At 50.3% G+C, this 14,187-nt stretch carries 13 protein-coding genes; 11 read left to right on the top strand and 2 right to left on the bottom strand.

All coding sequences use genetic code 11. The annotated features are described in order from the left end of the window. The first annotated feature begins 12 nt into the window (after window positions 1-12). From MJZ26_03005 to MJZ26_02995, 3 genes are read left to right on the top strand one after another with little or no spacing between them, the layout of a single operon-like run. On the top strand, window positions 13-1,281 hold the full coding sequence (locus tag MJZ26_03005) for an RNA methyltransferase (protein MCQ2104740.1): 1,269 nt from the start codon (window positions 13-15) through the stop codon (window positions 1,279-1,281). 13 nt (window positions 1,282-1,294) lie between these two features. Further along, window positions 1,295-2,185 (top strand): orotidine-5'-phosphate decarboxylase, encoded by an 891-nt coding sequence (gene pyrF / locus MJZ26_03000; GenBank protein MCQ2104739.1) that lies wholly within the window; start codon window positions 1,295-1,297, stop codon window positions 2,183-2,185. 16 nt (window positions 2,186-2,201) lie between these two features. Further along, entirely contained in the window at window positions 2,202-3,068 is an 867-nt protein-coding gene (locus MJZ26_02995; GenBank protein MCQ2104738.1) for a hypothetical protein, read from the top strand. Between the two features lie 102 nt (window positions 3,069-3,170). On the opposite strand, the gene MJZ26_02990 is transcribed toward MJZ26_02995, so the two are convergent. Then, window positions 3,171-3,962, bottom strand: a complete 792-nt coding sequence (locus tag MJZ26_02990) for a hypothetical protein (GenBank protein MCQ2104737.1) — start codon at window positions 3,960-3,962, stop codon at window positions 3,171-3,173. After that, the gene (locus MJZ26_02985; GenBank protein ID MCQ2104736.1) at window positions 3,956-4,948 is read right to left on the bottom strand and encodes an MlaD family protein; all 993 of its coding nucleotides are present in this window, start codon (window positions 4,946-4,948) and stop codon (window positions 3,956-3,958) included. The genes MJZ26_02990 and MJZ26_02985 overlap by 7 nt, the downstream gene beginning before the upstream one ends. A 138-nt stretch (window positions 4,949-5,086) precedes the next feature. On the opposite strand from MJZ26_02985, the gene MJZ26_02980 reads away from it, so the two are divergent. The 8 genes from MJZ26_02980 (at window position 5,087) to MJZ26_02945 (ending at window position 14,181) form a co-directional block, all read left to right on the top strand. Then, on the top strand, window positions 5,087-6,340 hold the full coding sequence (locus MJZ26_02980) for a M18 family aminopeptidase (GenBank protein MCQ2104735.1): 1,254 nt from the start codon (window positions 5,087-5,089) through the stop codon (window positions 6,338-6,340). 194 nt (window positions 6,341-6,534) lie between these two features. Further along, window positions 6,535-6,915, top strand: a complete 381-nt coding sequence (locus tag MJZ26_02975) for a GtrA family protein (GenBank protein ID MCQ2104734.1) — start codon at window positions 6,535-6,537, stop codon at window positions 6,913-6,915. Between the two features lie 29 nt (window positions 6,916-6,944). Next, a complete protein-coding gene (locus tag MJZ26_02970; GenBank protein MCQ2104733.1) occupies window positions 6,945-8,567 on the top strand; it encodes an NAD(P)/FAD-dependent oxidoreductase in 1,623 nt (540 codons plus the stop codon). A 14-nt stretch (window positions 8,568-8,581) separates the two neighbouring features. Beyond that, on the top strand, window positions 8,582-10,339 hold the full coding sequence (locus MJZ26_02965; protein MCQ2104732.1) for a glycosyltransferase family 39 protein: 1,758 nt from the start codon (window positions 8,582-8,584) through the stop codon (window positions 10,337-10,339). Window positions 10,340-10,399: 60 nt separating this feature from the next. Continuing rightward, window positions 10,400-11,146: a tetratricopeptide repeat protein gene (locus tag MJZ26_02960; GenBank protein MCQ2104731.1), complete on the top strand. Its 747-nt coding sequence runs from the start codon at window positions 10,400-10,402 to the stop codon at window positions 11,144-11,146. Continuing rightward, window positions 11,146-11,766, top strand: coding sequence for a hypothetical protein (locus tag MJZ26_02955; GenBank protein ID MCQ2104730.1), 621 nt, complete (start codon window positions 11,146-11,148; stop codon window positions 11,764-11,766). The genes MJZ26_02960 and MJZ26_02955 overlap by 1 nt, the downstream gene beginning before the upstream one ends. Continuing rightward, complete coding sequence (locus tag MJZ26_02950) at window positions 11,766-12,887, top strand: RlpA-like double-psi beta-barrel domain-containing protein (GenBank protein ID MCQ2104729.1); 1,122 nt, start codon at window positions 11,766-11,768, stop codon at window positions 12,885-12,887. The genes MJZ26_02955 and MJZ26_02950 overlap by 1 nt, the downstream gene beginning before the upstream one ends. A 70-nt stretch (window positions 12,888-12,957) precedes the next feature. Then, on the top strand, window positions 12,958-14,181 hold the full coding sequence (locus MJZ26_02945) for a hypothetical protein (GenBank protein ID MCQ2104728.1): 1,224 nt from the start codon (window positions 12,958-12,960) through the stop codon (window positions 14,179-14,181). The last annotated feature ends 6 nt before the right edge of the window (window positions 14,182-14,187 follow it).

Below are 14,187 nucleotides of genomic sequence, written 5' to 3'. Positions count from 1 at the left end.
AATGGAAAAATTATGAGCGAAGAAAATAACGAAAAGCGTACCGTAAAGTCTACCCTGAACCGCAAGTTCGGTGTAAGCGAAGCTACTGACCGCCGTAACCCTCGTAGCGACGAAGGTCGCGGCGACCGCAGATCCTTTGGCGACCGTCCCTCTTTCCGTGGCCGTGATGACCGCAGGTTCGATGACCGTCCTCGTCGCGATGGCGACCGTCCTTTCCGCGACCGCGATGACCGTCGTGATGGTGACCGCCCCTTTGATCGTGAACGTCGTCCCCGCCGTTTTGGCGATCGTCCCTTCGGAGATCGTAACCGTGAAGAACGCCGTGGCTTCGGTGGCCGCGGCCGCGATGACCGTCGCCCCCGTCGTGACTTTGCTCAGGCAGGCGCTCCTATCTATCGTCAGCGCCCCGAGCAGAAGGAAGAAGGCAATGTCGAAGAGGTGTTGGATGAAACCGCACTGGAAGCACGCGTTGCCCAGGTGGAAGCAAGCGAAGATGTCGTTTCCAATCCCCCTTGGTTCCGTAAGCTCCTTGCTCTCACTACCGAAAAGGGCCGTGAACGCGAAGGCCGTTTCCTGGGTGAAGGCGTCCATGTGGTCGAAGAACTTGTCAAGCATCACCGTGAATTGGTGAGCGGCGTTTATATGGTGGAAAGCTTCAACGACGAAGCTCTCATCGATGCCATCAACGAAGCCGAAATCAAGATCAATATCTTGACCGACGACCAGATGAAGCAGCTGTCCTCTACCGTTACAACTCAGGGTGTAATCGCTGTTGCCCGTATCGCAAGCACCAAGCCGGTATACGATACCAGCCGTAGCATCCTGACTCTTGTTGACGCTGTTCAGGATCCGGGTAACCTTGGTACTCTCTTCCGTACCAGTCTCGGTTTCAAGTCTGGTGGCATGATCCTCGGTCGTGGTACCGTCAGCCCCTTCAACCCCAAGGTTGTCCGCGGTTCCTCGGGTACCTTCCTCCGTGTTCCCTTTGAATTTGATGTAGATCTCATTGACCAGATCAATTTCCTGCGTAGCAAGGGCTACACTATCATCGCTACTGACCTTCACGGTAAGCAGTCTCTTGGTGAAATCCCCCAGCACAAGCTCCGCAAGATGGCTTTCCTCGTGGGTAACGAAGGTGCCGGCACCAACCCCTACTTCATTGAACTTGCCGACGAAACTGTGAAGATCCCCATGAGCAGCGATCTGGAATCCCTGAACGTTTCCGTGGCTCACGGTATTCTTTCCTACGAAGCTGCCCTGATTCAGGACGAACTCAAGTAAGGTCGAGGTTAAGATGAACTTTCATGATCGTCTAGAACAGCGTGTTGAAAAGTGCGGCAATCCGGTCTGCATGGGTATGGACCCTGTCCTGAAGCTCATAGACCCTTGCGTTTCCGCAGGTTCTGCAGAAGACAAGATCAAGGCTTTCTATTCCGAAATTCTGGAATGCTGCCTCAAGCGCAACGTGCAGCCTGCCGTAGTCAAGCCCAATAGCGCCTACTACGAATGCGTAAGCGTTCAGGCAATGCTTACCCTGCAGCAGCTGATTGAAGATTACAAGAGTGCCGGCATTCCGGTGATTCTTGATGCCAAGCGCGGCGATATCGGCAAGTCCAGTGCTGCCTATGCAACTGCAGCCTTCGACGTGTACAAGGCTGATGCCGTAACCGTTTCTCCTTGGATGGGTTCCGATTCCGTGAATCCCTTTGTTCGCGAAGGAACTGAGAACGGTGCCTACGTTCTGCTCCGCACTTCCAACAAGGGCGCTCACGACTTCCAGGACATGCCTGTCATTGGTAGCGACGATCCTCGTGATGTGAACGAAGCCTTCTACCATGTGGCCGACAAGATCATGGAATGGGACGGAAACATGGGTTTCTTCGGTGCAGTGGTTGGTGCAACGCACCCCGAGGAATTGGAAAAGATTACTGCCTACACTGTTGCCCATCAGCACGAAATTCCCTTCTTGATTCCTGGCGTGTCTATTCCCGGCGTGCCCGGTGGTCAGGGCGGCGATGCAAAGACTGTGCTTAACGCCATCAAGAACGGTGGTGGCAAGCGCAAGTTCCACGTGTTGAACAGCTCCAGCGGTTTGAACTTTGCCTACCAGCGTAGCGGCAAGCCTGAGGCGTTCGCAAGCGAATGCGTTGACGCTCTGGAACGTCTTGCTGACAGCCTTCGCTAAAAGGGTTTGACATCGAATGCGGTATCTGGGTGCTCTCATATTGGCGATAGCCTTGGTGGCAGCGGCTTTCCATTTGGCAAAGCCTCTTCCCGATACCAACTTTGATGAATCCTTCTTGCCCAAGGCCTCCTCTGTACGTTACGTGGCCGCAGGTCACGACGCTTCTGTGGCGGGCCTCTTCTGGATCAAGGGCCTTACGGAGCTTGGCGAAAGCTACCTGACGGGTAAGGAATATGCCTACCTGGGCCATGTGGCAAACCTCTGTACGGAACTGGATAGCCTGTTTTACACTCCCTACTATTTCGTAGGTGGCGTAACCCCGGTGGATGCTCCCGATACTTCCGACTTTGTTGTGCTTCGTAGGGCCACAAAGGTTTTTCCCGAGCAGTGGCGCCTAGCCCTTTACTATGCCTTGCGTCTGGCTCGCGGTCCTTATCCCGATAAGGCAGCTGCTGCAGATGTAATGCGCCCCTACTTTGATAGTCCTGACACCACGATTCCTGAACATGTCCGCACCATGTACCGCAGTTTCGAGCTGGATAACATGCAGACGGAACTTGCCCTGGAAGCCCTGCTCAACGACGTGATGCAGCCTCGCTTCAAGACATTCCGCACTGGATTCTACGCGAAGACCTTGCGCTTGCTTGGTTACCGGGGATTGATTGCTGATAAGGATAAGGACGAAAATTTCCAGAAGGTCAAGACTCTTATTGATGGCATGGCCGAAGGCAAGATTCACCCGGCTGTGGTGTATAATCAGCTGCTTTCCATGAAGAAGGTTGAGGAACCGGCCAAGGATTCCCTGAATGTGGATCCGCCCGTGGATTCCCTGGCAACGGATAACGTGGCTGCCGATACAACAGCGCCCGTATCAGGAAACTAAATTCTGTCAATCTTTTGGTATGTATAAAAAGGCGCCTTGCTGGCGCCTTTTTTGCAATCTTTCACTAGAACCGATAAACGTGTTGCGTGTTTGCTTTTTCGTTTATTCTTCGCAACGCTTGGCGTTGTTGGGAAGGCCCATCAGCTCAAAGGCGTTCTTGCAGCGAAGCTTCAGGTCTTCGGCCTCCTGCTTGGAGGTGGACCTCAGCTGAGCGCGATGGTAGAGGATGGTGGCTGTGTTGTAGGGCTTGTTGCCCTGGATGGCTTTAGCTTCTGCGACGCGGTAGAGGGAATCTGCTTCGCTGCTGCCAGAGAGTTCTGCCATGCGAGCTGCGGTGTAGGCGTAGAATCCGCTCTTCTTGTCGGAGCGCTTGCCCGCCATCTTGAGGGATTCCTGAGCCTTGTCCGACTGTCCGCTTGCTGCCTGGGCGATGGCGCATTCACCGTAGAATGCTGCCTGGTTGTTCTCGTCGGCCTTTTTAAGAGTTTCTTCCTGAATGTCTGCGCAGGCCCTGGCGGCTTCCTTGAACTTGTCCCTTGCGTTTAGAAGGGCTATTTTGCCTTTGGCCAGCTGCACTCGAGTGCTTTGATCCAGTACATCGTTACGGACGATGGACAGTAGGGAATCTGCCAGATCAAGGTCTAGACTCATGGTGCGGATCTGCGCCATGGCGATAAGGACTCGACCTTCGGAAAGCAGGTCCGCTTCCTTGCGGCTAGCTAGCAGGGCTCGTTCCAACTGGCTGTAGCCCTTTGCAAACTTGCCGTTGTTAAAAGAACGTTGTGCGCGATAGGAGAGGGTTCCGGACTCGGAAGCCTCCGCAACGCCGGCAGCAGCCATAATCAAGGCCATTGCAGCGACTCGTACCCAGTGCTTAGGCTTGCGCGCTACCATAGGGTCTCCACCATGAAGGGTACGGAATCCTTGCTGGGTAGGCTTCTGCGGATAATCCACATGTTGGAGATACCGCTCATCAGGTCGTCTGCATTCTGCAGTGTGGCTTCGGTGGCTTCCATGAAGTCGCCGAGGCCAGAAGTCAACTGACCTACGTCGTTCAGCAAGTTGTCTGCCTTTCCAAGAGTTGCGTCAACCTTGCCCATCATGTCGCCGACGTTATCCATAAGGGCGTCCACTTTCTTGGGCAGGGGTTTCAGGTCGCCAAGCATGACAGTTACACTGTCGGTAATGACATCAACCTTGCCCAGAAGTGAGGGCACCTGAACTTGCATACTGTCCAAAAGGCCGGAGGTCTGGAACAGCACCTTCTTGCCGATGAAAGTAATGTCGTCCAGTCGGTTGAGCTGCTTGTTGATATTGTCGTAGAGGGCTCGGCTGCCAAACAGGGCGCCGACCGTGGTTCCGGTATCCATGGCCATGACAAGCAATGTGTCTACGCCATCGATAAGCTGGTTTACACGGCCCAAAAGCTGGTTTGCTGTTTCAAGAACGGTTTCGATATCCTGAGCCTGGCCTGGAGGAAGGAAGTCTCCGTCTTCAAGAACCTTTCCCTTTCCGCGACGAACATCGATATTGATGATTCGGGCGGAAATCATGTTCTGGTCACGCATGGCAAAGACCTTGGCGCTGTCGGTAATCCAGGGCTGGTACTGCTTGCGGATGACGAATTCCATCTTGACGCCTTCGCCTTCAATTTCCATATCGGAAATCTGACCTACGTCTACACCGCTAATCTGGACGCGGGTGCCTGGTCTAAGACCGAAAGCTTTTTCAAAGTTACTGTGCAGTTTGTATTCTTCCACGCCGATCATGCCGGTGGAGAACAGCTTTGCGTAAAGTACGATGCCAAAAACCATGATGGCGATAGTAAAGAATATGCCGACCAGAAGGCCGGAAATCTCCATCCAATTAATTCGCTTCAATGGTTTAAATGCCATGGGCTTTAATATATAAATTTTCCCCTATCCTTTGTAAAATGCTGTCAAATATCTTGCAAAAAGCATCGTATGATCTAGTTTGAAGGATATTTCTATTTTTCAAGGAAGAAAAAGGGATAAAAAATGGAATTTTTGAATCTTCTAGATATGGCAGTTTCTCCCTACCACACCGTAGAGTGTCTTAAGGGAATGCTTCTTGAAAATGGTTTTGAGGATGGAAATAAGGCTTTGTCTTCAAAGTCTGGAACCAAGGCGGGTAGATCCTTCTTCTTTGAACGAGGTGGAGCAGTCATTGCAGTCCGTGTTCCAAGAAATCCTTCTATGGAATCCAAGTTCAGGATTGCCCTTGCCCATACGGATTTTCCTGCTCTTAAGGTAACTCCCAATCCGGACAAGGTTGGCGCTGGTGTCATGACAGTTCATTCTGAAATTTACGGAAGCCCCTTGTTTACCAGCTGGTTGGATCGCGACCTGGGCTATGCCGGAATTCTTGCATTTGAGAAGAATGGAAATGTTCAGACCAGGCTTGTACGCGGAAGCAAATTGTTGCGCATTCCCCAGCTGGCAATCCATTTGAATCGAGGCGTCAACCAGGACGGTTTGAAGGTGAATCCTCAAACGGATCTGGATGCCCTTTGGTCTGCTGCCGGCGGTAGTACCTTTGTTGAAAATCTCCAGAAGGAACTGGCTGTTGGAGAGCGACTCCTTGATTTCGATGTGCAGCTGTTCGATGTTCAGTCTGCTAGTGTTGGCGGTCTTAATGACGAATGGATTTACTCTGGTCGCTTGGATAACTTGAGCAGTTGTCATGCTATTGCAGATGCGGTCGTTGCATCCTGTTCTCTTGAGAAGGATTTTATCGTGGCAGCCTTCCTTAACAATGAGGAAGTGGGCAGTAATACTCGTGAAGGTGCCGCAGGCAATTTCTTGCGTTCCTTTCTCGAAGATGTCTGGGCATCTTCTGGAATGGCCCTTTCTACTTTAAACTCTGTGCTCTCCGCTTCTATGGCTCTGTCCATTGACATGGCTCATGCTTGTCATCCCAACTTCCCGCAGAAACATGAATCAAACCATAGTCCTATCCTTGGTGGCGGAGTGGTTTTGAAGACGAATTCACAAAAACGTTATGCCAGCGATGTCTATTCATCTGCAAGATTTAAACTTATTTGTGAACAAAGTAACATTTCTTGCCAGACGTTTGTTACTCGTAACGATATGCCTTGTGGCAGCACCGTAGGCCCTACCATCTCTGCGGATCTAGGCGTTCCCACGGTGGATATTGGTGAACCCATGCTTAGTATGCACAGCATTCGCGAGATGATCGCGGCGAAGGATCATGAGGACATGATTAAGTTGGTGAAGACCTTCTTCAGCTGACAATCAGCCATATGATACAATCTGAATTATATGAGGGGTGCCTAGGGCGCCCTTCTTTTTCAATTTCCGCCTATTATGCGGATTGACGTGCATACAGACAAATATCCGTGAAGTTAAAATGTATCTTTGCGTAGATGAGTCTTTTTAACAATCTTCGCACAAGGCTACCGCGTAAATCCCTTGCGGGACAGTTTATGCGCTACCTGTTTACAGGTGGCCTGGCCTTTGTCGTAGACTTTGGCTTGTTTGCCCTGTGTCTTTACGTTCTGGAGTTACACTACCTGTTGGCGAACTTGGTTGGCTTGCTGGCGGGATTGATTCTGAATTACGCCTTGAGCGTTGCCTGGGTTTTTACTGCCTGTGAACGGCAGTTTGAAAAGAAGAAGTCTGCTGAGTTTGCCATATTCGCCTTGGTTGGCTTTGCAGGAGTTGGCATCAATGAAGTCGCAATGCTTTTAATGGTGGACGAACTGGGCTGGCTTGAAATTGTATCAAAGATTGTTGCAGCGGTGGTTGTCCTTATGTGGAATTTTGGGGCCCGTAAGTTGGTTCTGTTCCGCGGAAACAAGGCCTAGGATTTGGATTGGATATCAAAGGGAAGTGTATGATTGCAGAAAGAAATGGTTCTAAGAAAATTGCGGTAATTGCTGGCGCAGGTCCTGCTGGCCTTACTGCCGCATTGGAACTTTTGCGTACGACGGATGTAAAGCCGATCATCTTTGAGGCCGAGGATGTGATTGGCGGTATTTCCAGGACTGCAAAGCACAACGGCAATCGAATGGATATCGGTGGTCATCGTTTCTTTAGCAAGAGCGATACCGTAATGGACTGGTGGCAGAATATCCTACCTCTTCAGGGTGCTCCCAGTAGGGATGATGTGGCCATAGGACGCAAGGTCCCCTTGACCACAGGTGGCCCAAATCCCGAGGTTGACGACATTGTAATGCTGTGCCGCAGTCGTCTCAGTCGAATCCTGTTCCTTCGCAAACTTTTTGATTATCCTGTCACCTTGAACGGTGATACAATTCGAAACCTTGGACTTTGGCGCATGTTCAAGATCGGCATGAGCTACATCAAGGTTCAGCTTCTCCCTGCCCGCAAGGAAAAGAGCCTGGAAGATTTCATGATCAATCGTTTTGGCGTTGAACTGTACAGGACCTTCTTTAGGGATTATACCGAAAAGGTATGGGGCGTTCCCTGTAGCGAAATCAGCCCTGACTGGGGTGGCCAGCGAATTAAGGGCTTGTCCATTACAAAGACCGTTTTGCATGCTGTAAAGCAGATCTTTGCTTCCAAGAAGCAGTGTCAGGAAACTGAGGGCGACATCCGTCAAAAGAATACGGAGACAAGCCTTATCGGTCAATTCCTGTATCCCAAGTATGGTCCGGGCCAGCTATGGGAAACCGTTGCCGCCAAGGTCCAGGAAATGGGTGGCGAAATCCACATGAACTCAAAGGTTGTTCGCGTGAATCGTAGCGGTAACCGCATTGATAGTGTTGTGGTTGATCGAGGCAATTCTGTCGAAACCATTCCTTGCGACTACTTCCTCAGTACCATGCCGGTCAAGGAACTGGTAGCCGCCATGGACGAAACATCGGTCCCCGTGCCGGAAGATGTTAAGCGAGTGGCTAACGGTCTCGTGTATCGTGACTTTATGACTGTGGGGCTTCTGCTGGATAAGCTTCTGATCAAGAATCCTGCAAAGGAAGGAACGCCCGAAAGCAAGTTGAAGTTCGTTGCGGACAACTGGATCTATGTTCAGGAAAATGATGTGAAGCTAGGTCGAATCCAGATCTTTAACAACTGGAGCCCTTACTTGGTCAGCGATCCGTCCAAGGTGTGGATCGGTCTGGAATATTTCGCCAACGAAGGCGATGACATGTGGAATATGCCGGACAGCGACTTTATCAAGTTCGCCATTGCAGAACTGGACAAGATTCATGTGGCGAAACCGGAAGATGTCCGTGATTCCGTATGCTTCCATATCAAGAAGGCATACCCGGCTTACTTTGGTACCTACGGTGAATTCCATAAAATTCGAGAATTCCTAGACCCTGTGGAAAATCTTTTCTTGATGGGTCGAAACGGCATGCACAAGTACAACAACATGGACCACAGTATGCTCACTGCCATGGAAACGGTAAAGTGCATTCGTGAAGGTTCTGCGAACAAGAACGATGTATGGAACGTGAACACCGAAGAAGAATATCACGAAGGTAAAAAGTAACAGAGAGTCTCTTTATGGCTTTTGTTAGAAGAATTCTGCATACACCGGAACTTTACGTAAGCATCTTGCTTTTTGCTGTAGCGGCGGCCTGCTGCGTAAGTGGAGTGGGTATAAAGGACGCGAAGCTTCAGGTCGGAAACCAGCCTGCGGAAAAAACGACGCTTCCTGTGGCACAAAAGTTTGAGGAACCGTTTAACGTCTCCTTTAAGGTTTCCAATCTTTTAGAAAAAGAATTTGACTTACGGATTATTCCTGACGACTGCGCAACCGCTCTTCGCGTTAACGGGGAAGAGGTTTCCCTGGCTGGAAGAACTGGCCTGTGTGATTATGGCCACGGCTTTGTTTTGAACCATGAAGAATTGGCTGGCTTGAATGTGAAGGATGGTGCCGAGGTGGAGGTGGCCGTCACGAATAAGGGCGGAAACGGTGGTGTTGATGTTCTTATCGAAAAAAAGGCGGACACCATGGCAAGCTGTTTGCGGATTTTTGCCATGATCTTACTGGCAATTCTTTCCTTGCTCTTCGCAAGGCGTATGAAGGTCGGCGTACTTGTGGCTGTCATGATAGCCCTTGGAGTTGCGCTTCGTTTTGGCTTTTACCTGGACCTGCCTAAGTACGACAAGTTTGGTCACGATGTGGATGGTCATGTTGCCTACGTGAAATACATTGCTGAGAATCATGCTATTCCGGCAGATAATGAATGTTGGACCTGCTACCATCCTCCGGTATACTTTGTGGCTTCAGTGCCTGCGTGGGAAATGGGACGCATTTCGGGCCCACTGGCCTTGGAAGGTCTTCAGGTTGAAAGCCTGTTGTTCTCTATTCTGTTCCTGTTTGTGGCCTGTGGCTTCTTTAAGGAATTCCTTACGGGGGCTCCTTTTAAGGTCGCTACGTCGTTGATGGCGTTCTGGCCTGTGTTGATTCTGGTGTCGCCTCGCATAGGAAATGATCAACTGTTCTATTTGCTGCATGCGGTCTGTGTCTTGTGTGGATATAAGTACCTGAAGAGTGGGGTAGGGAAGTATTTGGTAATTGCCGCCGTTGCAACAGCCTTGGCCATCTGGACAAAGTCCACGGGAATGGTCACACTGGGAACTTTTGCCTTGTTCGCGGTCGGTGGCTATGTGACGAACTTCCGTTCTCTCATTCCCTCTAAAACAGAAGTCGCTGGCTGGCTGATTTTTGTCTTGACCATTGCTGGAGTGGCCGTTGACCGGTTGCTTGGGGATTCCGACCTTGTGGGTAATTCCCAGAGTCTCCATTCTGGCTTAAAAATCGGAAATGCTATCGGCAATTTCGTTTACTTTGACTTAAAAAGTTTCTTGACGGAACCTTATACGAGTCCGTGGACAGATGGCCTTGGCAGGGAATATTTCTTGAATTACATGTTCAAGACTTCCTTGTTTGGCGAATTTAAACTTCTTGAAACGGCAATGGGCAAGATTCTTGCTACAGTCATAAGTATGTCTTTCCTCGGAATGCTTGTTGTGGCTGCTAGGGGATTCTGGAGCACTAAGCTGCGCGGCGTGCATTGGATTCTTTTATTGCAGGCGGTGGCCTTTGTTGCTGCACTGGCTTTCCTCCGCAACAAGATTCCATTCTCCTGCAGTAATGATTTCCGTTATATCGTCCCGGTTCTGTTGAGCTTTATTCCCTTTGTTTCCATGGGGCTGCATGTAGATGGATCTTCAACCAAGTGGAAAGTTTTCGGATATGCCCAGGTGGTTATATTTGTCGTGGCTTCAGCATTGCTTATGATAAATGTAGTTTAGCCTAAAGAAGGTTTTTCTCAAGCGGTTTTTGTATATTCTTGAACGATGAAAAGTTTTTTGTTGAAACAAGTATTTCTCACTTTTGCTGTGCTTGGCTTTTGTGCGGCCTGTGTGAACGCTCGCCCCATAAACGATGGCAACAAGCTTTTTAAGGCTGGCGATTATGCTGGCGCCCTTGAACAGTACATGAAGGCCCGTGAGGCGGATCCTGCCGACCCTCTGCTGTTCTACAATATCGGTACCTGCCAGTATAAGCTGGGTAACTACGACGAGGCCAAGAAGGAGTTGGAAAGTGCCGTGCGCATGCCCGATGCAAAACTTGCTGCCAAGTCCGCCTACAACCTGGCCAATACCCATTTCCGTATTGGAGAAAAGGCCTCGGAACCTAGCGAGCGTATTGCCGCATGGCGTGAATCGGTCGCCTACTTGAAAAAGGCTATCGATCTTGACAATGGCTTTGAAAACGCAAAGAAGAACGTGGAAATTGTCCAGCGTAAGCTTAAGGAAGAACTGGACAAGCAGAAAGAAAATCAGGACCAGAACCAGGATCAGGATAACGACCAGAAACAGCCGCCTTTAAGTGAAAAGGCCAAGGAGGCTTTGGCTCGTGCCCTTCAGCTCAGCAAGGATGGCAAGTACGACGAAGCCAAGGCTCTGCTGGAAAACATTATTGCCGAGGATGAAACTGCTGGCCAGTTGAACGCCTATGTGCAGCGCATTGACGATGTCATTGAAATCAAGGCCGGCCGTAAGCCGAAGGCAAAGATTGATGCAAGCAATACCGACAACGACCTGGAGGTAATCTAATGAAAAGATTGATCCTAGTCGTCGCCTTGTTGGCTGTTGCCGCTTTTGCTGCTCCCAAGTCTGCCAGCGCTTACTATAGCGACGCCGCCTTCCAGTATATCGAGAATCGCTTGCCCACTGCAGAAATTACCTGCAATGAGGGCTTGCAGTATTATCCCAATGACCAGAAACTGCAGATGCTTTTGGATCGTATTCACGAGGCCAAGGACGAGCAGAAGAACGAAAATAAGAAGAACGATCCTAAGAACGATCAGAACCAGGACCAAAATCAAGACCAGAACCAAAACGGTGACCAGGGTAATTCCAGCTCTGGTGAGTCCAGCAGCAGTCAGGGTGACGATCAACAGAATCAGGACCAGAACGGCGGACAGAGTTCCAGCAGTGCCGAAAGTTCCAGTAGCGAAGGCGGTGCAGGAGAACAGCCGAATCAGCCCGAGGATCAGCAGGGGTCTAGCGATAGCCAGGATGATGCCCTGGACCAGATGCCGCCCGAAATTCCTAACGATCAAATGAGTCCCGAGGCTGCAGCTCAGCTCCTGAAGGATTTTGACGAACAGAATGGCGAACGCAAGCCCTGGAAACCCGTCCGTGGCCAGGCCAGGCCCGCGAAGGACTGGTAATGCCCCAGCAAAGAGAATCCGCTTTGGTACGGCTGAGCCGAAAGTATGGCGCAGAGGGTGCCAAGACGGGTAAAGTGTTCCGTTTTGTGTTGGCAGTAATGGGAGCGACCCTCCTTGTTGCCTGCGGAAGCGATTCCCCCAGTGAGGCTCATTCATCCTCCTCTGTCGAGGTCTCCAGTTCCTCCACCCTTTTTGATGAGCCGGTAAGCTCTGCCGAAGAAAAGATTTCTTCGTCCGGTCTGCCGCAGTCCTCGTCCGAACAGTCTTCATCCGTACAGTTGTCGTCTTCCCAAGTTGCTGCAGAAAGTTCCTCTTCAGCGTTGGAATCATCCTCCTCGAAGGAAGCCTTAAGCAGTTCTTCACAGGACTGGTTCATGGACGACGCTGGCGGACAATGCGAGAAATGCGACAACTATACCGCGCAGGATCCTGAGCTTACAGAAATTGGTGGCAAGGGCTCTGTTACTACTTACGGAAGCATTACCGAAAAAGAAACAAGCCTTGGCGGCGCCTGCAATTACGGACAGACTAACATTCAGTATTATGCAGCAATTCATGTGAATGTATCCAGTGGCGACGATAAGGGCCCGTGGAATGGCGGCCTTGCCTGTGGAGGTTGTGTCCGTGTAAAGGCTAAGACTCCCGAAGGCTGGAAGCGGGTAACCGTTCGCATTACGGACCGCTGCCCCGACGAAAGCTGTGGTGTTGACTTGGGCGGTGCTCCCGCCAGTGATGTGATGGGGAAAACCGTTGGTCGCTATTATGGCGAGTGGGAATTTGTCTCTTGTGAAGGAGTCAAAGGCGTGTGGGGAGATTCCACTGCCGTTTGGGTCAAGGAAGGCGCCGGGCCTTATTGGAGCATTATCCAAATTCGTAATCCCAAGGACGCTGTAACTGGAATTTCCATTGCTTCGGCAAATTCTTCCGACGACGGCGAAGCTCTTAAATATGCCATAGAAGCGGAAAACTTCTGGACCGTGCCCCAGTCCGTTTTGCAGTCCGATGATGAAATCCGCATTGTGGTTTCCTACAGGTCGGGCACTCCTGATACTTGGCTTATTAAGGGTTCCGCTCTTACCAAGGGCGAGGCGACCTATTACCTGTACGAGTATCGGGAATAACTTTGTTTGAAGGCCTGCGGGTCTGTTTGAAAATCTTGTTATATTTTTTCTCTGTTAGAAAGGACGAGAGATGAACAAGAAAATTTTATTTGCCGGAATTACTGCTGCTGCCATGGGCGCAACCCTGGTTGCATGCGCAGGTGGAGCCAAGCTGAACAAGGCTGAAACCTACAAGGACAAAACAGGCATCATTGGCGTGTTCCGCCAGGCTGCTTTCTACTGTGAAGATGTAAATCCCCAGTTCATGACTTTGGGCGGGAACCAGATTATGGTGAAGTCCGGTTGGAGCAAGGAACAGGACAATCTGTTCTTCAGCGAGATGAAGCCCGGTGTTGCCATGCTCAATTCCTATGAGTATACCTGCGGCGAAAATGAAAACAAGCTAGTGCTCGATACTGCGGATAATGGTAAGAAGGCTTTCCCCGTTGCGGTAAAGATTCCCGAAAGCGGTTTCTGCAAGATTGTGATTTCCTTCTTGGAAAACGACAACCTGTTCTCTCACAACGACGCCTTGATTAAGGAACAGTTCCAGATGAACGAAGTCGCCTTGGATGTAGACAACGTTCCCTATTGCGATGTGATTGATACTAAGGGCAATACGGTTTCCTTTATGGATAAGGATTCCCTGAACAATGCCCTGTACGAAGCCGCTTTTAAAGCTGCACCGTCTTTGACTAGCGATGACATCTATCCTCTGGTTGCCTTGGATGGAAACTCCAACATGGCTACGTTGAGTGCAGATAATTCCCAGGTTGTTCTTGTAACATGGCACAATGATGCGGATCAGTTCAAGGATGGTGAATTCGTAACGATTCACGACAAAGTTGTGTGGGCCTATTCCGACAAGGAATTTCTCAAGTGGTTCCAGGAAAACAAGGACAAGGTGACCAACTGGAATCTGCGCCTGAAACAGCTGATGGGTAAGTCTCCGGATAATGATGCATCCCACTTTACTGTTTTCTGGGCTGATGTCAAGGACGTGTTCCGTCCTGCATTTGTTCCCGATCCCACCAGCAGCGTGATGAATGTAGCCTTCTCCGGATCCTTTGAGGAAGACGACAGTGAAAGCGCCATGTGGTTTAAGAACTGGTTTGATGAAAACCAAAAAGCCGCATACGGTCGCGAAGGTGGTTTCCCCTGGACTCGTCTTGGTTATACCTATGACTGGGGCCGCACTGATGGCAGCAAGTATGGCCTTAGCGAATTTATCGTGAAGGAAGGTGCCAAGGTGGAAGTGAAATTTACTCGCAGCACCAAGGCTTATCTGAACTGGATAAAGGACAGAAAGCTTTAATTCCGC

It is taken from the genome of Fibrobacter sp. (genome assembly GCA_024398965.1).
GTDB lineage: Bacteria > Fibrobacterota > Fibrobacteria > Fibrobacterales > Fibrobacteraceae > Fibrobacter.
This window is presented reverse-complemented; position numbering and strand designations above follow the sequence as displayed.